The 19,442-nt window shown below is 74.0% G+C and carries 25 protein-coding genes and 1 tRNA gene; 22 read left to right on the top strand and 4 right to left on the bottom strand.

The window, feature by feature from the left end:
• Positions 1 to 9 precede the first annotated feature (9 nt).
• The 15 genes from AB0N29_RS00525 (at position 10) to AB0N29_RS00595 (ending at position 9,523) form a co-directional block, all read left to right on the top strand.
• On the top strand, positions 10 to 705 hold the full coding sequence (locus AB0N29_RS00525; protein WP_364863233.1) for a hypothetical protein: 696 nt from the start codon (positions 10 to 12) through the stop codon (positions 703 to 705).
• Between the two features lie 4 nt (positions 706 to 709).
• A complete protein-coding gene (locus tag AB0N29_RS00530; protein ID WP_364863235.1) occupies positions 710 to 1,408 on the top strand; it encodes a MazG family protein in 699 nt (232 codons plus the stop codon).
• 49 nt (positions 1,409 to 1,457) lie between these two features.
• Positions 1,458 to 2,735, top strand: a complete 1,278-nt coding sequence (gene eno / locus AB0N29_RS00535; protein WP_364863237.1) for a phosphopyruvate hydratase — start codon at positions 1,458 to 1,460, stop codon at positions 2,733 to 2,735.
• 20 nt (positions 2,736 to 2,755) lie between these two features.
• Positions 2,756 to 3,346 (top strand): septum formation initiator family protein, encoded by a 591-nt coding sequence (locus tag AB0N29_RS00540; RefSeq protein WP_364863239.1) that lies wholly within the window; start codon positions 2,756 to 2,758, stop codon positions 3,344 to 3,346.
• The gene (locus tag AB0N29_RS00545; protein WP_364863240.1) at positions 3,343 to 3,858 is read left to right on the top strand and encodes a DUF501 domain-containing protein; all 516 of its coding nucleotides are present in this window, start codon (positions 3,343 to 3,345) and stop codon (positions 3,856 to 3,858) included. The genes AB0N29_RS00540 and AB0N29_RS00545 overlap by 4 nt, the downstream gene beginning before the upstream one ends.
• Entirely contained in the window at positions 3,828 to 4,754 is a 927-nt protein-coding gene (locus AB0N29_RS00550) for a Ppx/GppA phosphatase family protein (RefSeq protein WP_364863242.1), read from the top strand. Before AB0N29_RS00545 ends, AB0N29_RS00550 begins: the two co-directional genes overlap by 31 nt.
• Positions 4,755 to 4,811: 57 nt before the next feature.
• Positions 4,812 to 5,252 (top strand): phage holin family protein, encoded by a 441-nt coding sequence (locus tag AB0N29_RS00555; RefSeq protein WP_364863244.1) that lies wholly within the window; start codon positions 4,812 to 4,814, stop codon positions 5,250 to 5,252.
• On the top strand, positions 5,249 to 5,470 hold the full coding sequence (locus AB0N29_RS00560) for a DUF3618 domain-containing protein (protein WP_302269889.1): 222 nt from the start codon (positions 5,249 to 5,251) through the stop codon (positions 5,468 to 5,470). Before AB0N29_RS00555 ends, AB0N29_RS00560 begins: the two co-directional genes overlap by 4 nt.
• A gap of 58 nt (positions 5,471 to 5,528) precedes the next feature.
• Positions 5,529 to 5,783, top strand: a complete 255-nt coding sequence (locus AB0N29_RS00565; protein ID WP_302269890.1) for a hypothetical protein — start codon at positions 5,529 to 5,531, stop codon at positions 5,781 to 5,783.
• Positions 5,784 to 5,842: 59 nt separating this feature from the next.
• Positions 5,843 to 6,634 carry a uracil-DNA glycosylase gene (locus tag AB0N29_RS00570; protein ID WP_364863247.1) on the top strand — a complete coding sequence of 264 codons (792 nt, stop codon included), beginning with the start codon at positions 5,843 to 5,845 and terminating at the stop codon, positions 6,632 to 6,634.
• On the top strand, positions 6,631 to 7,161 hold the full coding sequence (locus tag AB0N29_RS00575) for an ACT domain-containing protein (RefSeq protein ID WP_364863249.1): 531 nt from the start codon (positions 6,631 to 6,633) through the stop codon (positions 7,159 to 7,161). The genes AB0N29_RS00570 and AB0N29_RS00575 overlap by 4 nt, the downstream gene beginning before the upstream one ends.
• On the top strand, positions 7,158 to 7,715 hold the full coding sequence (gene def, locus AB0N29_RS00580; RefSeq protein WP_364863251.1) for a peptide deformylase: 558 nt from the start codon (positions 7,158 to 7,160) through the stop codon (positions 7,713 to 7,715). Before AB0N29_RS00575 ends, def begins: the two co-directional genes overlap by 4 nt.
• Positions 7,716 to 7,732: 17 nt before the next feature.
• Positions 7,733 to 7,806: transfer RNA gene (locus AB0N29_RS00585), tRNA-Leu, on the top strand.
• Between the two features lie 56 nt (positions 7,807 to 7,862).
• Entirely contained in the window at positions 7,863 to 8,555 is a 693-nt protein-coding gene (locus AB0N29_RS00590) for a methyltransferase domain-containing protein (protein WP_364863253.1), read from the top strand.
• Positions 8,556 to 8,659: 104 nt separating this feature from the next.
• Positions 8,660 to 9,523: a Bax inhibitor-1/YccA family protein gene (locus AB0N29_RS00595; protein WP_302269896.1), complete on the top strand. Its 864-nt coding sequence runs from the start codon at positions 8,660 to 8,662 to the stop codon at positions 9,521 to 9,523.
• An 86-nt stretch (positions 9,524 to 9,609) separates the two neighbouring features.
• Here the strand turns inward: AB0N29_RS00595 and AB0N29_RS00600 are convergent, their stop codons facing one another.
• A complete protein-coding gene (locus tag AB0N29_RS00600) occupies positions 9,610 to 10,662 on the bottom strand; it encodes an SGNH/GDSL hydrolase family protein (RefSeq protein ID WP_364863256.1) in 1,053 nt (350 codons plus the stop codon).
• A gap of 90 nt (positions 10,663 to 10,752) precedes the next feature.
• On the opposite strand from AB0N29_RS00600, the gene AB0N29_RS00605 reads away from it, so the two are divergent.
• The 7 genes from AB0N29_RS00605 to AB0N29_RS00635 all read left to right on the top strand — a co-directional run bounded on the left by AB0N29_RS00605 (position 10,753) and on the right by AB0N29_RS00635 (position 17,548).
• Positions 10,753 to 12,138, top strand: coding sequence for a cystathionine beta-synthase (locus AB0N29_RS00605; protein WP_364863258.1), 1,386 nt, complete (start codon positions 10,753 to 10,755; stop codon positions 12,136 to 12,138).
• 95 nt (positions 12,139 to 12,233) lie between these two features.
• Positions 12,234 to 12,875: an ABC transporter permease gene (locus AB0N29_RS00610; protein WP_364863260.1), complete on the top strand. Its 642-nt coding sequence runs from the start codon at positions 12,234 to 12,236 to the stop codon at positions 12,873 to 12,875.
• Positions 12,876 to 12,886: 11 nt separating this feature from the next.
• A complete protein-coding gene (locus AB0N29_RS00615) occupies positions 12,887 to 14,056 on the top strand; it encodes an ABC transporter ATP-binding protein (protein ID WP_364863262.1) in 1,170 nt (389 codons plus the stop codon).
• Positions 14,049 to 14,834, top strand: coding sequence for an ABC transporter permease (locus AB0N29_RS00620; protein ID WP_364863264.1), 786 nt, complete (start codon positions 14,049 to 14,051; stop codon positions 14,832 to 14,834). The genes AB0N29_RS00615 and AB0N29_RS00620 overlap by 8 nt, the downstream gene beginning before the upstream one ends.
• A gap of 1 nt (position 14,835) precedes the next feature.
• Positions 14,836 to 15,807, top strand: a complete 972-nt coding sequence (locus AB0N29_RS00625) for a glycine betaine ABC transporter substrate-binding protein (RefSeq protein ID WP_364863266.1) — start codon at positions 14,836 to 14,838, stop codon at positions 15,805 to 15,807.
• A 98-nt stretch (positions 15,808 to 15,905) separates the two neighbouring features.
• Complete coding sequence (locus AB0N29_RS00630) at positions 15,906 to 16,358, top strand: OB-fold domain-containing protein (protein WP_302269899.1); 453 nt, start codon at positions 15,906 to 15,908, stop codon at positions 16,356 to 16,358.
• The gene (locus tag AB0N29_RS00635; RefSeq protein WP_302269900.1) at positions 16,355 to 17,548 is read left to right on the top strand and encodes a lipid-transfer protein; all 1,194 of its coding nucleotides are present in this window, start codon (positions 16,355 to 16,357) and stop codon (positions 17,546 to 17,548) included. Before AB0N29_RS00630 ends, AB0N29_RS00635 begins: the two co-directional genes overlap by 4 nt.
• On the opposite strand, the gene AB0N29_RS00640 is transcribed toward AB0N29_RS00635, so the two are convergent.
• Genes AB0N29_RS00640 through AB0N29_RS00650 form a run of 3 tightly spaced genes read right to left on the bottom strand, consistent with a single transcriptional unit; the run spans position 17,538 to position 19,411 of the window.
• Positions 17,538 to 18,506, bottom strand: coding sequence for a DUF559 domain-containing protein (locus AB0N29_RS00640; protein ID WP_364863269.1), 969 nt, complete (start codon positions 18,504 to 18,506; stop codon positions 17,538 to 17,540). The two genes, AB0N29_RS00635 and AB0N29_RS00640, sit on opposite strands and share 11 nt — an antisense overlap.
• A gap of 15 nt (positions 18,507 to 18,521) precedes the next feature.
• Positions 18,522 to 19,055 carry a GNAT family N-acetyltransferase gene (locus AB0N29_RS00645; protein ID WP_364863271.1) on the bottom strand — a complete coding sequence of 178 codons (534 nt, stop codon included), beginning with the start codon at positions 19,053 to 19,055 and terminating at the stop codon, positions 18,522 to 18,524.
• Complete coding sequence (locus AB0N29_RS00650) at positions 19,052 to 19,411, bottom strand: YchJ family metal-binding protein (RefSeq protein WP_364865411.1); 360 nt, start codon at positions 19,409 to 19,411, stop codon at positions 19,052 to 19,054. The genes AB0N29_RS00645 and AB0N29_RS00650 overlap by 4 nt, the downstream gene beginning before the upstream one ends.
• Positions 19,412 to 19,442 lie beyond the last annotated feature (31 nt).

The following is a 19,442-nucleotide window of genomic DNA, read 5'->3' on the forward strand; positions in this document are numbered from 1 at the left end:
GGAGACGCCGTGAAGCAAGCCCGTCCCCTCCTCGGCCTCGCCGCCGCCTCGACCCTGCTCGCCTCCGGCCTGCTCAGCGGGTGCGGGGTGGCAGGGACCGGGTTCTCCCCGGGCGTCGCCGCCTCGGTCGGGGACACCGACATCACGGTCGACCGGGTGGACGGGCTGGCGGCGTCGTACTGCGACGCGATCACGCCGCAGCTCGAGGGGCAGGTGCTGCCGAACAGCTACCTGACCAGCGGCGTCGCCGGGCAGCTGACGCTCGCGGCGGCCGCCGAGCAGCTGGCCGAGGAGAACGGCGTGGAGCCCGGTGCGGAGTACTCCGGGCAGGTCGCCCAGCTCGAGTCCGCCGTCGCCGACCTCCCCGAGGACCAGCAGGAGGCGGTCGTCGAGGTCGAGTCGGCCGGCAGCCTGGTCAGCGACCTCGTCGTCGGGGTCGGCCGCCGGCTGGCCGAGGAGCAGGGCCTGGCCGACGCCTCGGAGGAGCAGGTCGCCCAGCTCGGCAACGAGGCCCTCGCCGCCTGGATCGACGACCACGACGTGGATGTCAACCCGCGCTACGGCGTGACGCTCGAGGGCGGGCAGCCGGTGGACACCGACACCTCGACCTCGGTCGCGGTCGGGGACGTCGCCACCGCCGCGATGGCCGAGTCGCCCGACGCGGAGTACGCCGCCACGCTGCCCGAGTCGCAGCGCTGCGGCTGACCGCATGCCCGACCCCCAGGCCGACCCGCAGGCCGACCCGCAGACCGACCCGCAGACCGACCCGCAGACCGACGGGGCACCGCTGCTGGAGTTCCTGGCCGTCATGCGCCGGTTGCGGGCCGAGTGCGGCTGGAAGCGCGCCCAGACCCACCGCACCCTGGCCCGGCACCTGCTCGAGGAGACCCACGAGACGCTCGAGGCGATCGACGTGGGGGAGGAGACCGGCGACTGGTCCCACCTGCGCGAGGAGCTCGGCGACCTGCTGCTCCAGGTCTACTTCCACGCGGTCGTGGCCGAGGAGCGCGGCGCGTTCACCATCGACGACGTGGCCGCCGACGTGACCGCGAAGATGCACCGGCGCAACCCGCACGTCTTCGGCTCCGCCGCGGACGCCGCGGGGGTCGACGCCGACGACCCGGCCGCGGTGAACGAGGCGTGGGAGGCCGCCAAGGCCGTGGAGAAGCAGCGCTCCTCGGTCACCGAGGGGCTGCCGCCCGGGCTCCCCGCGCTGCTGTACGCCGACAAGGTGCTCGACCGGCTCGAGCGGGCCGGCACGCCGGTCGCCGCGAGCCGGGGCGACGACGTGGGGGACCGCCTGCTCGCGCTCGTGGCGGAGTCCCGCGCGGCGGGCACCGACCCCGAGCAGGCGCTGCGCGACGCCGTACGCCGGGCACTGCGGCAGGCGGAGGGGCCGCGGGACTAGGGTCGGCCACGGCCCGTTCCGCCCCGAGAACCGTAGGAGACAACCCAACGTGGCATCCATCGAAGCTGTCGGCGCCCGCGAGATCCTGGACTCGCGCGGCAACCCCACGGTCGAGGTCGAGGTCCTCCTCGACGACGGCGCGTTCGCCCGCGCCGCGGTCCCCAGCGGCGCCTCCACCGGCGCCTTCGAGGCGGTCGAGCTGCGCGACGGCGGCGACCGGTACCTCGGCAAGGGCGTCGAGAAGGCCGTCGAGGCCGTGATCCAGACGATCGGCCCCGCCATCGAGGGCCTCGACGCCGACGACCAGCGCGTCGTCGACCAGACGATGCTCGACGCGGACGCCACGCCCAACAAGGCGACGCTCGGCGCGAACGCGATCCTCGGTGTCTCCCTCGCCGTCGCCCGCGCGGCCGCGGACTCCGCCGGCCTCCCGCTCTACCGGTACGTCGGCGGCCCCAACGCCCACCTGCTCCCGGTGCCGATGATGAACATCCTCAACGGTGGCGCGCACGCCGACACGAACGTCGACATCCAGGAGTTCATGATCGCGCCGATCGGCGCGCCCACCTTCCGCGAGGCGCTGCGCACCGGCGCGGAGGTCTACCACGCGCTGAAGTCGGTGCTCAAGCAGCGCGGCCTGGCCACCGGCGTCGGCGACGAGGGCGGCTTCGCGCCGGACCTGGAGTCCAACCGCGCCGCGCTCGACCTGATCGCCGAGGCGGTCGGGGCCGCCGGCCTCACGCTCGGCCGGGACGTCGTCCTCGCGCTGGACGTCGCCGCCTCGGAGTTCTGCGAGGGCGGGTCCTACACCTTCGAGGGTCAGCAGAAGAGCGCCGAGCAGATGACGGCGTACTACGCCGACCTGGTCTCCTCCTACCCGATCGTCTCCATCGAGGACCCCCTCGACGAGGACGACTGGGACGGCTGGAAGGCCATCACCGACCAGCTCGGCGCGAAGACCCAGCTGGTCGGCGACGACCTGTTCGTCACCAACGTCGAGCGGCTGCAGCGCGGCATCACCGGCGGCCAGGCCAATGCGCTGCTGGTCAAGGTCAACCAGATCGGCTCGCTCACCGAGACCCTCGACTCCGTCGAGCTCGCGCACCGCAACGGCTACCGCTGCATGATGAGCCACCGCTCCGGCGAGACCGAGGACACCACCATCGCCGACCTCGCCGTGGCCACCAACTGCGGCCAGATCAAGACCGGCGCCCCCGCCCGGTCCGAGCGCGTCGCCAAGTACAACCAGCTGCTGCGCATCGAGGACGAGCTGGGTGACGCAGCCCGCTACGCCGGCCCCGGCGCGTTCCCCCGCTACCAGGGCTGATCGTCGGGCAGGCTTGGCCCATGGCCGACGACCGACGCGACCCCCGCGGGGCACGACGCCCGCGGGGGCGCACCGGGCCCGGCCGGCCGAGCGCCGGTGCCGCTGCCGGAGCGGCGCGCGGCACCCGGCCCGGCCGCCCGGACGACGCACCTGCGCGGCGCCGCCCCCGGCTCACCGGCCGGGCGGCGGTGCTCGTGCTGGTGCTCGCCGTGCTGGCGGTCTCCTACGCCTCCTCGATGCGGGCCTTCCTGCACCAGCGGGGCGAGATCGCCGAGCTCAAGGCGCAGATCGCCGAGCGCAAGGCCGCGATCGACGACCTGGAGCGGGAGAAGAAGCGCTGGCAGGACCCGGCGTTCGTGCAGTCCCGGGCTCGGGCCGAGCTCGGCTACGTGCTGCCCGGTGAGACGCCGTTCGTCGTGCTCCAGGACGGCGAGCCGCTGACGACCGGCGCCCGCCTCAGCGACCCCGACGACCTCCCGGAGCAGGCCCCCGAGGCCTGGTGGGTCGGCGCATGGGAGTCGGTCGAGCTGGCCGGCCACCCACCCAAGGACGGCGCACCCCCGGCCGCCGAGATCGACGGCAGCGCCGAAGAGAACGAGGAGACCGAGTGATCGAGCCCCGCGACGAGGCGGCCATCGCCTCGCAGCTGGGACGTGAGCCGCGAGCCATCCACGAGGTCGGGCACCGCTGCCCCTGCGGCAACCCCGACGTCGTGACCACCGAGCCGCGGCTGCCGAACGGGACCCCGTTCCCGACGACGTTCTACCTGACCTGCCCGCGCGCGGCCTCCCGCATCGGCACCCTCGAGGGCTCGGGGCTGATGAAGGAGATGCAGGAGCGGCTGGCCGAGGACCCCGCGCTCGCCGAGCAGTACGCCGCGGCGCACGAGCGCTACCTCGAGGCCCGCGACGCGATCGGCCGGGAGGCCGGGCTCGACGTGCCGGAGATCGCGGGCATCTCGGCCGGCGGCATGCCCGACCGGGTCAAGTGCCTGCACGTGCTCGCGGGGCAGTCGCTGGCCCAGGGGCGCGGGGTGAACCCGCTCGGCGACGAGGTCCTCGACCTGCTCGGCGAGTGGTGGGCGGCCGGCCCGTGCGTGACGCCCGAGGCCCCGCCCGCGTGATCGCGGCGATCGACTGCGGGACCAACTCGATCCGCCTGCTCGTCTGCGAGACCCCCCACCGGCCGGTGGTCCGCGAGATGCGCGTGGTCCGGCTCGGGGAGGGCATCGACGCGACCGGTCGGATGTCGGAGGCCGCGCTGGCGCGGACCTTCGCCGCGCTCGACGAGTACGCCGCGCTGGTCCGCGAGCACGGCGCGACCCGGGTCCGGCTCTGCGCGACCTCGGCGACGCGGGACGCGGCGAACGCCGAGGTGTTCGCCGCCGGCGTCCGCGAGCGCCTGGGGATCGACCCCGACGTGGTGACCGGCGAGGAGGAGGCCGCGCTGTCGTTCGCCGGCGCCGCCCGCGGGCTGCGCGAGGAGCCGGCCTGGCCGGTCCTCGTGGTCGACCTCGGCGGCGGCTCCACCGAGCTGGTCCTCGGTGGTCCCGACGGCCCGCCGGAGGGGCACTCGATGGACGTCGGCTCGGTGCGCCTGCACGAGCGGCACGACTTCTCCGACCCCCCGACGGCGGCGGAGGTCGACGCCTGCGCCCGCGACGTCGACGCCGCGCTCGACGCCTGCCCGGTCGACCCGGCCCGGGCCGCGACGGTCGTCGGGGTCGCCGGCACGATCACGACGGTCGCCGCCGCGGCGCTGGACCTCACGGCGTACGACGCCGGCGCGATCGACCAGCAGGTGCTGGACGTCGCGGACGTGCACGCCGCGGTCGACCGGCTCGTCGCGATGACCGTCGAGCAGCGGCGCGCCCTGCCGTTCATGCACCCCGGCCGGGCCGACGTGGTCGGCGCGGGGGCGATCGTCCTGCGGCAGGTGCTGCGCCGCTCCGGCGTCGGCCGGCTGGTGGTCTCGGAGGCCGACATCCTCGACGGGATCGCCTGGTCGCTGGTCGACTGAGCGCCGCATCCGGGCCGTGACCGTTTGCGGCTCGCGCCTCGGGCAACCGGGTCAGGCATGAGCCACTCGACGACGGCGCACGGCAGCCACGCCGGCCCTCCCCGGGACGAGCCGGGGGACGACACCACGGTCGGCGCACTGGTGCACCGGCTGAGCGAGCAGGTCCCCGACCTGATCCGCAGCGAGATGCGGCTGGCCCAGGCCGAGCTCGCCGAGAAGGGCAAGAAGGCCGGTCTCGGCGTGGGCCTCTTCAGCGTGGCCGGGCTGCTCGGCTTCCTCGGCCTCGCGACGCTCGTCGCGACCGCCGTCCTGGCGCTCGACCTCGTGCTGCCCGCCTGGGCCGCCGCGCTGATCGTGGCCGCGGTCCTGCTGGTCGGCGCGGGCATCGCCGCGCTGGTCGGCAAGAAGGAGGCCCAGCAGGCGACCCCGGCGGCTCCCGAGCGAGCGGTCGCGGGCGTCAAGCAGGACGTCGCGACGGTGAAGGGAGCCCGGTCATGAGCCAGACGCCGGAGGAGATCGAGGCCGACATCGCGCGCCAGCGCGCGGAGCTGGCCGGGACCGTCACCGAGCTGCAGGCCAAGCTCGACGTCAAGACCCGGGCGCGCCGCAAGGTCGACGAGCTCGGTGGCCCACCGGTCGTCCTCGGCGCCGCCGGCGGCGTGGTCCTCCTCGTCGTCGTGCTCAAGGTGTGGCGCTCCCGGCGCTCCCGGCGCTGACCCCGGGCCACCGACCCGCAGACCTGTCCATCCACCGCACCACCCTCGAGGAGCAACCGTGAAGAAGCTCATCCTGCTGACCGGCATCGCCATCGGCTACGTCCTGGGCTCCAAGGCCGGGCGCGAGCGCTACGAGCAGATCCGCGCCGGCGCCAGCAAGGTCGCGGAGAACCCGACCGTCCAGACCGCCGCGGCCAAGGCGACCGAGCAGGCCGCCGCCGTGGCCGAGGCCGCCAAGGACAAGGCCACCGAGGCCGCCTCCAGCGTCGCCGACAAGGCCCGCCGCGAGACCTCGATCCAGCCCGCGCCCTGACCGAGGACACCGGCAGCCTCCTCCCGCACCCGGCGACCGGGCGCCCCTTCGCCTCGCCCGTGCCGCCCGGCACGGGCTGGCCGGGGGACCCGGCCGACGCGGCCACCCCGGTGGCCACCACGCCGGCGCAGGTACGCCGCACCGCCCGCGACGCCGGCCTCCACGAGCTGGGGGCCGGCGTCAGCGTGTGCCGGGCCTGCCCCCGGCTCGTCCGGTGGCGCGAGGACGTCGCGCACACGAAGCGGGCGTCGTTCGCCGGCGAGCCCTACTGGGGCCGCCCGATCCCCGGGTTCGGCGCCGAGCACCCGCGCATCCTGGTCGTCGGCCTGGCACCGGCCGCGAACGGCGCCAACCGGACCGGTCGGGTATTCACCGGCGACCGCTCCGGGGACTGGCTGTTCGCGAGCCTGCACCGGGTGGGGCTCGCGAACCGGCCGACCAGCGTGCACGCGGCCGACGGGCTGGAGCTGGTCGACACCCGGCTGGTGGCCACCGTCCGGTGCGCGCCGCCGCTGAACAAGCCGACCCCCGAGGAGCGCGACACCTGCGCCCCGTGGCTGGACCGCGAGGTGGCGCTGGTCGCCGACTCGGTCCGCGTGGTCGTCGCCCTCGGCTCCTTCGGCTGGGACGCCGCGCTGCGCACCTACCGCCGGGCCGGGCACGCCGTACCCGTCCCCAAGCCGCGGTTCGGGCACGGCGCGGAGGTCGAGCTGCCCGCGGAGGGTGGGGGAGTGACCCTGCTCGGCTGCTACCACCCCAGCCAGCAGAACACCTTCACCGGCACCCTCACCGAGCCGATGCTGGACGAGGTGCTCGGCCGCGCGGCGGCCCTTGCGAGAATGCCCGGGTGACCACCCCCGCACCCCTGCACGCCATCACCGTCCTGGGCCACGACCGGCCCGGCATCATCGCCGAGGCCACCGGTCGGCTGGCCGACCTCGGGCTCAACCTCGAGGACTCCACGATGACCTTGCTGCGGGGTCACTTCGCGATGATGCTGCTGTGCGCGGGCCCGGCCGAGGTCGCCGCCATCGAGGCCGCGCTGCAGCCGCTCACCGCCGACGGCACCCTCACCGTCACCGTCCGCGACGTGCCGCAGGAGGACACCGCCGGTCCGGCCGGCACCTCGTGGGTGCTCACCGTCCACGGCGGTGACCGGCCCGGCATCGTCTCCTCGGTCGTCGCGCGCGTCGCCGCGGTCGGCGGCAACATCACCGACCTCACCACGCGCCTGGCCGGCGACCTCTACCTGCTCGTCGCCGAGATCGACCTGCCCGCGGGTGCCGACGTGCCGGCCCTCGAGGCCGCCGTCGGCGCGGCCGCCGCCGAGCTCGGCGTCGGCGCGACCCTGCGTGCGGTGGAGGCAGACGACCTGTGAGCGTCAACGACACCGTCCTCGGCTGGTCGGAGCGGGAGCTCGGCGTCGAGGGGCGGGTGCTCGACGTCGTCCGCGCGCCCGACCCGGTGCTGTCGACCCGGGGGGCCGACGTCGACCCCACGGACGCCGCGACGGTCCGGCTCGCCGCCGACCTGGTCGCCACCATGCGGGTCAGCCCCGGTTGCGTCGGGCTCGCCGCCAACCAGGTCGGGGTGTCGGCGCGCGTCTTCTGCGTGGACGTCTCCGAGCACCCCAAGACCCGCGACCACCACGGCACGTTCGTGCTGTGCAACGCCGAGGTCGTGGAGTCCAGCCGCAACGAGAAGGCCCGTGAGGGCTGCATGAGCGTCCCGGACCTCACCGGCGACGTGAAGCGCTCCTCCCGGGTCGTCGTCCGCGGGCAGCTCCCCGGCAGCGGCGAGGAGGTCACCGTGACCGCCAACGCCTTCGAGGCGCGGGCCCTGCAGCACGAGATCGACCACACCGACGGCTTCCTGTTCGTGGACCGGGTCGCCGGCGCGCACGCCATCCACCCGCGCAAGACTTACCTGTAGCCACGCCGTGGCTGCGGGCCCCCGTGTCCCAACCGGCAGAGGAGACCGCCTTAAAAGCGGGTAGTTGCGGGTTCGAGTCCCGCCGGGGGCACCGTCGGGGCCGGCACGCTTGACTTCAGGTCGACCTGAAGCGGCAGGCTCCTCGACATGAGCGAGCACACCCACAGCCCCGAGCACACCCACCGGCACGGCACCGAGGGCCACGACCCGAGCCGGCCGGTCGACCCGGCCATGTGGACCGCCGGCTTCTGGGACGAGAGGTACGGCGCCACCGACGCGGTCTGGTCGGGCAACCCCAACCGGCGGCTGGTCGAGCAGGTCGCCGACCTCGCGCCGGGTCGCGCGGTCGACGTCGGGTGCGGCGAGGGTGCCGACGCCGTCTGGCTGGCCCAGCAGGGCTGGCAGGTCACCGGGGTCGACGTCTCCCCGGTGGCGCTGCAGAAGGCGGCGGCCCACGCCGCCGCGGCCGGGGTGGCGGTGGAGTGGGCGCTGGTCGACCTGGTCGCGGGGGAGGGGCTCCCGGCGACGTACGACCTGGTCTCGGCGCACTTCCTGCACCCGCCGGTCGAGCTGCGCGGCGACGTCCTGCGCCGGCTGGGCGCGGCGGTGACCGTCGGCGGCACGCTGCTGTACGTCGGTCACCACCCCCAGGACCTCGCTGCGCGCGACCAGCACGCGGCGATGCTGCCGCTGATGTCCACGCCGGAGGACGTCGTCGCCCACCTGGACCCCGCCACCTGGGACGTCCGGGTGGCCGAGGTGCAGACGCGCCGGCAGCTGGTCGAGGGCCGCGAGGTCACCGTCCACGACTCCGTCGTCCGGGCCGTGCGGATCTCCTGAGGGAAACGCGCCGGGACGGGAACGCGGGACGCTCGCCGGGCGTTGTACCTGCACAGGCCCCACTAGGGTGGGCCCACCAGTTCCACGGCCTCCAAGGAGAGACCATGCAGAGCAACAACCCGGTGTTCCGTCGCTCGGAGGAGTTCAACCGCGGCGGCGCGAACACCTACGGCAACCAGACGTACGCCGGAGGAGCCTCCTACCCCGGCGGCTCCGACCCGTCCCAGTGGGGCGTGGGCACCCCGGGTGCCCCCACCACCCCGCAGGCCACCGGCGGCCCGATGACGATCGACTCGACGGTGCAGAAGACCGCGATCACGCTCGGCACCGTCATCGTGTTCGCGTTCCTGACCTGGGTCCTGACCCCGGCCATCGACACCGCGACCACCGCCGAGGACCTCAGCGGCCTCTACGCCGCCGTGACGATCGGTGCCCTCGGCGCCTTCCTCCTCTCGATGGTGAACTCCTTCAAGCGCGTGATCAGCCCGGCCCTGGTGCTGGCGTTCGCGGCGCTCGAGGGCGTGGCCCTCGGCGGCCTGAGCAAGGTGTTCGACGCCCAGTTCGGCGGCGGCATCGTGACCCAGGCGGTCATCGGCACCTTCGCGGCGTTCGCGGGCACGCTCGCGGCGTACAAGTTCTTCAACATCCAGGTCGGGCAGAAGTTCCGCACCTTCGTCGTCGCCGCCGTCTTCGGCATGGTGGCGCTGAGCCTGCTCGAGCTCGTGCTCGGGTTCTTCGGCCCCTCGCTGGGCCTCTACGGCTTCGGCGGCGTGGGCCTGCTGTTCTCGCTGGCCGGCCTGGTGCTCGGTGTCTTCATGCTGATCCTCGACTTCGACTTCGTCGAGCAGGGTGTCGCCAACCGCGTCCCCGAGCGTGAGTCGTGGCGCGCGGCGTTCGCGATGACGGTCAGCCTCGTCTGGATCTACACCAACCTGCTGCGCCTCCTGGCGATCTTCAGCCAGGACTGACCCCCAGGTTCCGACCCCCGCAACGGTCGGCGCGGTACACGACGGCCCCGGACCTCGGTCCGGGGCCGTCGTGCGCCCGGACCCGCTCAGGTCTGGGCGGGCTCCGTCTGCGTGGCCGACTGGTCGCCGGCCTCGTCGTCGGCCTGCTCGGGCGCGGTGCCGTCGGTGGAGGGGTGGCGGCGGCGGTGCCGCAGCTCGACCCAGAGGCCGCGCACACCGCGGCGGTTGCCGCCGACCTCGGTGCCGCCGAGCTCGGTGCCCGGTGTGTTGACCGCCTGCAGCGCGGCCGCGGTGATCGGCAGGACGCCCTCGCCGCGGTACGGCTCGACGTCGGTGTCGCCGACGGCGAGCAGGCCGAGCGCGGCGAGCGTCGAGGGGAGCAGAACCGAGGCCAGCGAGCGGTAGCCCTGCGCGGAGGGGTGGAACTGGTCGGGCCCGAAGAGCAGGGCCGGCGCCGCGGCGAACTCCGGGCCGAGGATCGAGGCCAGCGAGACGGTCCGCCCGCCCTCCTCGACCACGGCGATCGTCTGGCCGGCGGCGAGCCGCCGCGACCAGGCGCGGGCGACCTGCTTGAGCGGGGGAGCGATCGGCTTGAGGGTGCCCAGGTCCGGGCAGGTGCCGACGAGCACCGCGACGCCGGCCTCGCGCAGGCGACGGACGCCCTCGGCGAGGTGGCGGACCGAGTGCGACGGCAGCACGGTGTGGGTGACGTCGTTGGCGCCCACGAGGATCACCGCGACGTCCGGCTCGATCGGCAGCGCACGCGTGATCTGCTCGTCGAGGTCGGAGGACTTGGCCCCCACGACGGCGAAGCTGCGCAGGTAGACGCGCCGGTGGGCGCGCTCCGCGACGCCGCTGGCGAGCAGGGCCCCGGGGGTCTCCTCGACCCGCTCCGCGCCGTACCCGGCGGCGCTGGAGTCACCGAGCAGCGCGACCTTGACGGCCGGTCCGGGACGACCCCGGCCGTACCACCCGGTCGCGTCCGGGGGCGGCTCGTCGCGCGGCTCGCCGATCGTCTTGCGGGCCAGCTTCGCCTCGACGCGCATCACCCCGTAGAGCGCGGCGCCCAGCGCGGACACCCCGCCCCCTCCGAAGGCCGCGGCGCCGGCGAGCTTCCGTGCTGCAGCTGCTTTCCCCACGCGTGCACTCTACGGATGCCCCTCGCCGGGTGGGTGCGGGGATGAGCGCGGGGTTTAGACGGGCGTGACGACCGCCTCTAGCCTGGTTCGGTGCAGTACGTGAACTCGCTCCTCGACCTCATCGGCAACACCCCGCTGCTCCGCCTCGGTCGCACGCTCGACGACCTGGGCGACGCCGAGGGACCGCTCGTGCTCGCCAAGGTCGAGTACCTCAACCCCGGCGGGTCGGTGAAGGACCGCATCGCGACGCGGATGATCGACGCGGCGGAGGCCTCCGGCGAGCTGAAGCCCGGCGGCACCATCGTCGAGCCGACCTCCGGCAACACCGGTGTCGGCCTGGCCATGGTCGCCCAGCAGCGGGGCTACAAGTGCGTCTTCGTGTGCCCGGACAAGGTGAGCGAGGACAAGCGCAACGTGCTGCGTGCGTACGGCGCGGAGGTCGTGGTCTGCCCGACCGCCGTCGACCCCGACCACCCGGACTCCTACTACAACGTCTCCGACCGGCTCTCCTCCCAGCCGGGCGCGTGGAAGCCGAACCAGTACGCCAACCAGAACAACCCCCGCTCCCACTACGAGACCACCGGTCCGGAGATCTGGGCGCAGACCGAGGGGCGGATCACCCACTTCGTCACCGGCATGGGCACCGGCGGCACGATCAGCGGCGTCGGCCGCTACCTCAAGGAGCAGAACCCCGAGATCCAGGTGGTCGGCGCCGACCCCTCGGGCTCGGTCTACTCCGGCGGGACCGGCCGGCCCTACCTCGTCGAGGGCGTCGGGGAGGACTTCTGGCCCGACACCTACGACCGCAGCGTCGCCGACCGGGTCATCGAGGTCTCCGACGCCGACTCCTTCGCCTTCACCCGCCGGCTGGCCCGCGAGGAGGCGCTGCTCGTCGGCGGCTCCTCCGGGATGGCGGCGTACGCCGCGAAGCAGCTGGCGACCGAGCTCGCCGCGGAGGGCCGCACCGACGCGGTGGTCGTGGTGCTGCTGCCGGACTCCGGCCGCGGCTACCTCGGCAAGATCTTCAACGACCAGTGGCTCTCGCAGTACGGCTTCGGCGGCGAGCAGGCCGCCCAGACCGTCGGCGAGGTCCTGCGCGGCAAGGACGGCCGGGTGCCCGACCTCGTGCACACCCACCCCGGCGAGACGCTCGCCGAGGCGGTGCAGATCCTCGAGGAGTACGGCGTGTCCCAGATGCCCGTCGTCCGCGCCGAGCCGCCGCTGGTCGCCGCGGAGGTCGCGGGGTCGGTGTCGTCCCGGACCCTGCTCGACGCGCTCTTCGCCGGCCACGCCAAGCTGACCGACCCGGTGGAGCAGCACATGTCGCCGGCGCTGCCGACGATCGGCGCCAACGCCGACGCCCGCGACGCCGTCGCGCTGCTCGAGGGCGCCGACGCCCTGCTGGTCCAGGAGGAGGGCAAGCCGGTCGGCGTCGTCACCCGCCAGGACCTGCTCAGCTTCCTCGCCGGCGCCTGACCGGCCGCGGGGCGGCGCCGCAGCCGCGCGCGACCGCTCCTGACCGGCGGGACCGTCCGTTTGGGTGAACGACGGGTGGGCACGGTGCCTGCGTCATGTGGGACTTCATCGTGGACCGTCGCGACCAGATCGCGTTCAACGCGCTCCAGCACGCCAACCTGGTGGTCCAGGCGGTGCTGGTCGCGACGGTGCTCGCGATCCTCGTCGCCGTCCTGGTGACCCGGGTGCCCCGGCTCCAGGGGGTCGCGAACGCCGTGAGCGCCATCGGGCTGACCATGCCGGCGTTCGCGCTGGTGGGTCTGCTCCTCGCGCTCATCGGCCTGGGGCCGATCACCGCTCTGGTGGCGGTCACGTTCTACGCCGTGCTGCCGATCCTCCGCAACGCCGTCGTCGGGTTCCAGGGGGTCGACCCGACCCTGGTGGAGTCCGCCCGCGGCATGGGGATGAGCGAGCTCGGTGCGCTGTGGCGGGTGCAGCTCCCGCTGGCGTGGCCGGTGGTCCTCGCCGGCATCCGCGTCTCGACCCAGATGTCGATGGGCGTGGCCGCGATCGCGGCGTACGTCCTCGGCCCCGGCCTGGGTGGCTTCATCTTCACCGGCCTGGCCCAGATCGGCGGGGCCAACGCCGTCAACTACGCGGTCGTCGGCACCGTGGGCATCGTGCTGGTGGCGCTCGTCGCCGACGCGCTGCTCGTGCTGCTCGGCCGGCTCACGATCTCGAAGGGGGTCCGCAGCTGATGGACCGGACCGTGCCCACCGCACCCGACGACCAGGTCGCCGAGCGCGCCGTCAGCGGTGCTGAGATCGTCCTCGAGGACGTCGTCAAGCGCTACCCCGGGCAGGAGCGGGCGGCCGTCGACTCGCTGTCGCTGACCATCCCGGCCGGCGAGATCGTCATGTTCGTCGGCCCCTCGGGCTGCGGCAAGACGACCTCGCTGAAGATGATCAACCGGCTCGTCGAGCCCACCTCCGGCACGATCCGGATCGGCGGCGAGGACATCAGCGGTCGCAGCCCGGACGAGCTGCGCCGCCACGTCGGCTACGTCATCCAGGGTGGCAGCCTCTTCCCGCACATGACGGTGGAGAAGAACATCGCGATCGTGCCGAGGCTGCTCGGCTGGAGCAGCGAGGACGTCGACCGGCGGGTGCACGAGCTGCTGGAGCTGGTCGGCCTGGACCCGGACCGGTACCGCGGGCGCTACCCGCGTGAGCTCTCCGGCGGCCAGCAGCAGCGGGTCGGCGTGGCCCGAGGCCTGGCGGCGGACCCGCCGGTAATCCTCATGGACGAGCCGTTCGGCGCCGTCGACCCGATCACCCGCCAGCGGCTCCAGGACGAGCTGCTCAGCATCCAGCGCGAGCTGGGCAAGACGATCGTCTGCGTCACCCACGACGTCGACGAGGCGATCAAGCTGGGCGACCGGATCGTCATCCTCGACGAGGGCGCCCGGGTCGCGCAGTACGACACCCCCGCGAACATCCTCGCCGCGCCGGCCGACGACTTCGTCAGCGACTTCATCGGCTCCGGCTCGACGCTCAAGCAGCTGTCGCTGGCGCGGGTCTCCGAGCTGCAGCTGTCGACCACCACCACCGCGACCGTGGGTGAGCCGGTCGCCGACGTGGTGACCCGTGCCGAGGAGGCCGGGGATCGCGCGGTGGTCGTGCTCGACCAGCGCGGCCGGCCCGTCGGCTGGCCCTGGGTGCGCCGGCTCCGCGGCCAGGACCGCGTGCCGTCGTACGACCCCGAGCGGCTGAACACCCTCGACCGCGGCGCCACGCTCAACGACGCGCTCGACCTGATGCTCACCTCCTCCCACGGCGCGGCGGTCGTCTGCGGCGACCGGGACCAGTACCTCGGCGTCGTCGACTTCGACCTCGTTACCGGGCACATGCGCGCGCTCGAGGAGCAGGCCGGTGACTGAGGCGGTCACGCAGCAGGCACCCGCGCCGAGCGCGGCACGACGGCGGCGGTTCGATGCCGAGACGCTGCTGATGCTCGTCGTGCCCCCGGCGCTGGTCCTCGTGGCCTTCCTCGCGTACGTCGTGTGGCGGCAGACCGCGGACCTCGGCTCGGTCGAGCGCTCCCAGCTGGGCTGGTCGACCGTCTGGGGCCTGATCGGCGAGCACGTGCGGCTCACCGTCTACAGCGCCGTGGCCGTGGTCGCTGTCGCGGTGCCGCTGGGCGTCCTCGTCACCCGGGGTCGCGCCCGCCGCGCAGCGCCGCTCGTCGTCGGCGTCGCGAACGCCGGGCAGGCGGCCCCGTCGGTGGGGCTCATCGTGCTCCTCGCGATGTGGCTCGGCTTCGGCCTGACGACCTCGGTGGTGGCCCTCACGCTCTACGGCCTGCTGCCGGTGCTGCGCAACACGATCACCGGCCTGCAGGGCGTCGACCCGATGCTGGTCGAGGCCGGCCGGGGGATGGGCATGTCCGCCGCGGGGGTGCTGCTGCGGGTCGAGCTGCCGCTCGCGGTGCCGGTGATCATGGCCGGCGTCCGCACCGCGCTGGTGCTGCTGGTCGGCACGGCCACGCTGGCGACGTTCATCAACGGCGGCGGCCTCGGCGCGATCCTGCAGACCGGCATCACGCTGTTCGAGACCTCGCTGATGGTGGTCGGCGCGCTGCTCGTCGCGCTGCTGGCCCTGCTCGTGGAGTGGGTCGGCCGGCTCCTCGAGCTCCTCGCCCGACCGAAGGGGGTCTGACGTGAAGCGCCTGCTCGCGGGCCTGGCCTGCGTCGCGACCCTCGCCTCCGGGTGCGGCCTGGCGACCGCGGGCGGCTACGTGCCCGACGCCGAGCTCGCCGGCCCGCTGGAGGACGTCGAGGGGCTCGACGGCGCCTCGATCGCGATCGGGTCGAAGAACTTCTCCGAGTCGATCCTGCTCGGCAAGATCGCCCTGATCCTGCTCAAGGCGGCCGGTGCCGAGGTCACCGACCTCACCAACATCCCCGGCAGCGCCTCCTCCCGGCAGGCGCAGCTGCAGGGCGAGATCGCTGCGATGTGGGAGTACACCGGCACCGGGTGGATCACCTACCTCGGCCACGAGAAGCCGATCAAGGACGAGCGCGAGCAGTACGAGGCGGTCGCGGAGGAGGACCTCGAGCAGAACTCGCTGGTGTGGCTCCCGCCGGCGCCGATGAACAACACCTACGGCTTCGCCGTCACCCAGGCCGGCAAGGAGAAGTACGGGATCGAGAAGCTCTCGCAGATCGGCGAGGTGCCGGTCCGGGAGCGGACGTTCTGCGTGGAGTCGGAGTTCGCGAACCGGCCCGACGGGCTCGAGGGGATGCTCCGCACCTACGGCGTGCCCCGCGGCAAGGCCGACGGCGTGCCCGGCGACAACATCCAGCTGTACCAGACCGGTGCGGTCTACGACGCGCTCGCAAGCGGGGAGTGCACCTTCGGGGAGGTCTTCACCACCGACGGCCGGATCGTCTCCCTCGACCTCGAGGTCCTCGCCGACGACAAGCAGTACTTCCCGAACTACAACGTCTCGCTGGTGGTCCGCGACGAGGTGCTCGAGGAGCACCCCCAGGTGGAGGAGCTGGTCGCCCCGGTGACCGAGGAGCTCACCAACGAGGTGCTGCTCCGGCTCAACGCGCGCATCGACGTCGAGGGCCTCGAGCCCGCCGACGTCGCCGAGGAGTGGCTGCGCGAGGAGGGCTTCATCTCGTGACGGACGCCTCCTGATCGGTTGACCGTCCAGCAGGACGTGGACGGGTTCCCCGGCGACCGGCCGCTAGGGTCGAAACACGTTCTAGTTTCGGAGGCCGGATGACGACGACCGCCACGCCCGCGATCGACGGGTGGTTCACCACGGGGGCCGAGCCGGCCCTCGTCGGATCACGCTGCACCGCGTGCACCACGGTGTACTTCCCGCCCGCCGGCGGCTTCTGCCGGAACCCGGCGTGCTCGGGTGAGGAGTTCGAGCAGGTCGAGCTCTCGCGGCGGGGGACCATCTGGTCCTACACCGACGCGCAGTACCAGCCGCCGCCGCCGTACGTGCCGGCCACCGACCCCTACGTGCCGTTCGCCCTCGCCGCCGTCGAGCTGCCCGAGGGCCTGACGGTCCTGGGCCAGGTCGCCGAGGGCTACGGCGTGGCCGACCTGCGGGTGGGTGCCGAGGCCGAGCTGGTCGTCGAGACGCTCTACACCGACGAGACGGGCGAGCGGTCGATCTGGCGCTGGAAGCCGGTCACCGAGCTGGGCGAGGAGGCCGAGCAGTGAGCGCCGGTCAGGTCAGCGTCCTCGGGGTGGGCATGCACCCCTGGGGCAAGTGGGGCAAGCCGTTCGTGGAGTACGGCGTCCACGCCGCACGCGCCGCGCTCGCCGACGCCGGCGTCGCCTGGGGCGACGTCGACCTGGTGGTCGGCGGCGAGACGGTCCGCAACGGCTACGGCGGGTACGTCGCCGGCGCGACGTTCGCGCAGGCGCTGGGGTGGAACGGCGCCCGCGTCGCGACGTCGTACGCCGCGTGCGCGACCGGCGCCCAGGCGCTCGACACCGCCCGGGCACGGATCCTCGCCGGGCTCTCCGAGGTCGCGCTGGTCGTCGGTGCCGACACGACCCCCAAGGGCTTCCTCGCCCCCAATGCCGGCGAGCGCTGGGACGACCCCGACTGGTTGCGGTTCCGCCTGCTCGGCATGACCAACCCGGCCTACTTCGCGCTCTACGCCCGCCGCCGGATGGACCTCTACGGGGCCACCAGCGAGGACTTCGCGCAGGTGAAGGTCAAGAACGCCCGCCACGGCCTGGCCAACCCCTACGCGCGCTACCGCAAGGAGGTCACCGTCGCGGACGTCCTCGGGTCCGCGGTCGTCTCCGACCCGCTGCACCTGCTCGACATCTGCGCGACCTCCGACGGCGCCGCCGCGGTGCTGGTGACCAGCACGGAGTACGCCCAGCGGCACGGCCTCGGCGACGCGGTCCGGATCGCTGGCATCTCCACGGTCACCCCGACCTTCCCGAACACGGTCATGGACATGCCGAACCTCTCCACCGACTCCACCGTCGCCACGGGCGAGCCCGAGCGGACCTTCAAGTCCTCCATCGGCCACGCGGCGTACGAGGAGGCCGGGGTGGGACCGGCGGACGTGGACGTCGCCGAGGTCTATGACCTCTCCACCGCGCTGGAGCTGGACTGGATCGAGGACCTCGCGCTGTGCGGGCCCGGCGAGGCCGAGAAGCTGCTGCGTGCCGGGGAGACCACCATCGGCGGCCGGATCCCGGTCAACCCGTCCGGCGGCCTGGCCTGCTTCGGCGAGGCCGTCCCTGCCCAGGCGCTCGCGCAGGTCTGCGAGCTCACCTGGCAGCTGCGCGGGCAGGCCGAGGGCCGCCAGGTCGAGGGCGCGCGCGTCGGCATCACCGCCAACCAGGGCCTCTTCGGCCACGGCTCCTCGGTCGTGCTCACCCGCTGAGGCTCCGCGCTGAGGCAGGTGCTCCTGCCGAAGTGCTGAACCAACGTCGCGGTTGACGGCTCGCTCGGGCGGCGTCCCGTCCCCCCGGGCCTCGTTGGTTCAGCACTTCGGCGAGCGCTACCGCTCGCAGGAGCACTGCGCGCACCTCGTCGGGGTGGAACATCACGTCCTCGTAGCTGAACCGGAGGACGATCCAGCCCGCGACCACCAGCCGGTTGTAGCGGCGGGCGTCGGAGGCCAGCGCGGACCGCCCGCCGTGCCACTCGAAGGAGTCGGCCTCGCACACGATGCGCAGCCGCTCGTCGACCAGGTCCGGGCGGGCCGCGAACGCGCCGTCGGTGACGGTCACCTGCGGACGCACCGCGAGGCCCGGCACGTCCATGCAGACGGCGCGGAGCGTCGACTCGAACGGGTTCGCCGCCAGGGCCGTGGCCTGCTCCGCCACGGCCCGCACCCGCCGTGAGCCCGGCCCCTGGGCCCGGTCCGCGACCTGCTGCAGCAGCTGGTGGCAGCCGGACTCGCGCAGTGCGGAGTCGGCCACGGCGAGCGCCTCGCTGAACGGCAGCGACCGGGCGCAGTCGAGCAGGGTCCGCGCGGGGCTCGTCACGCCGTCCTCGATCTCGCAGGGGGCGAGCTCGGCGCGGTGGACCGTCGCGGCGCCGGCCCTCGACCCGAGGCGCCGCCCTCGGCTGACGGTGACGTGCGGCCGGGTGGGCACGGTCGCGACGCCCCAGCCGTGGCGCAGCGCCGCACTGGTGTGGGACACCACGCCGCCCAGGCGCGCCGCGACCTCGACCGACTCGTCGACCCCGGGCAGCGCGTAGAGACCGCGCCCGACGCGGCCGACCCGGCCGGCGGAGACGGCGGCCTCCAGCACCCCTCGGTCGACGGCTGCCAGCAGGACTCCCCGGCGGGCGACCCCGCCGAGGTCGGCGAGCAGCTCGACGACGTCCGGCACGCGGCCGAGTCTGGTTCAGGCGGGCACCGCTCGCCCGCCGCTCTCCACAGGCCCGGGCGGCAGGGTCATCAGGACCACGTCGTCCTCGTCGACCGGCAGCCAGTCGGGGCGGACCCGACCGACCTCGACCCAGCCGCGGTGGCGGTAGACCGCGATCGCGCGGGAGTGGCGGGGGACGACGTCGAGCACCGGCACGCGCTCGTGCTCGTGGGCCCACGCCACGGCGGTGTCGAGCAGCAGCCCGCCGGTGCCGGTGCCGCGGACGGCGAGGTCGACGAACAGCACGGCGACCGAGACCATGTCGCCGGGGACCCCGAAGGCCTCGGGGTCGGGGACCGAGCAGACGGCGACGTGGCCGACGACGCGGCCGTCCAGCTCCGCGACCCAGGCCGCCTCCTCGGTCCCGCGGACCAGGAAGCGCTCGACGGGGAACGGCAGCGGCCACCGCATCGGGTAGCGCGAGCCGGGCTGCTGCGCGGCCAGCACCTCCACCAGGACGGGTACGTCGTCGGGCCGGCGTGGCCGGACCACCACGTCCGCCGTGCTCACCCGAAGACCCCGTCCAGGTAGACCCAGCGACCGGCGCGCCGCTCGAAGCGGGACCGCTCCCGCAGCTCGCCCGGCCCCGCCGGGGAGTCGTAGGACGCCACGAACTCCACCCAGTCCTCGCCGGAGCCGAGCACGGCGAGACCGGTCCAGGTCTGCGAGGCGTCCAGGACGAGGTCGTCGGGGCGGGTGCGCGGGTGCCAGGTGCGCCAGAGGTACGCCGTGTCGCCGAGCGCGAACGCGGCGTACCGCGAGCGCATCAGCTCCTCGGCGGTCGCCGCCTGCGCGGCGCCGCGGTGCAGCCGGCCGCAGCACGCGTCGTACGCCTCGCCGGATCCGCAGGGGCACAGGGGTCGCAGGGGCGGGGCGCTCACGTGCCGACGGTACGGG

This window comes from Nocardioides sp. NPDC092400 (assembly GCF_040684155.1).
GTDB lineage: Bacteria > Actinomycetota > Actinomycetes > Propionibacteriales > Nocardioidaceae > Nocardioides.

What these genes read in the sequence shown, in the direction of transcription:
- AB0N29_RS00610 (WP_364863260.1), top strand. Translation starts at nt 12,234, where the DNA reads ATGTGGGACTTCATCGTGGACCGTCGCGACCAGATCGCGTTCAACGCG.
- AB0N29_RS00630 (WP_302269899.1), top strand. Translation starts at nt 15,906, where the DNA reads ATGACGACGACCGCCACGCCCGCGATCGACGGGTGGTTCACCACGGGG.
- AB0N29_RS00530 (WP_364863235.1), top strand. Translation starts at nt 710, where the DNA reads ATGCCCGACCCCCAGGCCGACCCGCAGGCCGACCCGCAGACCGACCCG.
- AB0N29_RS00595 (WP_302269896.1), top strand. Translation starts at nt 8,660, where the DNA reads ATGCAGAGCAACAACCCGGTGTTCCGTCGCTCGGAGGAGTTCAACCGC.
- AB0N29_RS00555 (WP_364863244.1), top strand. Translation starts at nt 4,812, where the DNA reads ATGAGCCACTCGACGACGGCGCACGGCAGCCACGCCGGCCCTCCCCGG.
- AB0N29_RS00560 (WP_302269889.1), top strand. Translation starts at nt 5,249, where the DNA reads ATGAGCCAGACGCCGGAGGAGATCGAGGCCGACATCGCGCGCCAGCGC.
- AB0N29_RS00590 (WP_364863253.1), top strand. Translation starts at nt 7,863, where the DNA reads ATGAGCGAGCACACCCACAGCCCCGAGCACACCCACCGGCACGGCACC.
- AB0N29_RS00540 (WP_364863239.1), top strand. Translation starts at nt 2,756, where the DNA reads ATGGCCGACGACCGACGCGACCCCCGCGGGGCACGACGCCCGCGGGGG.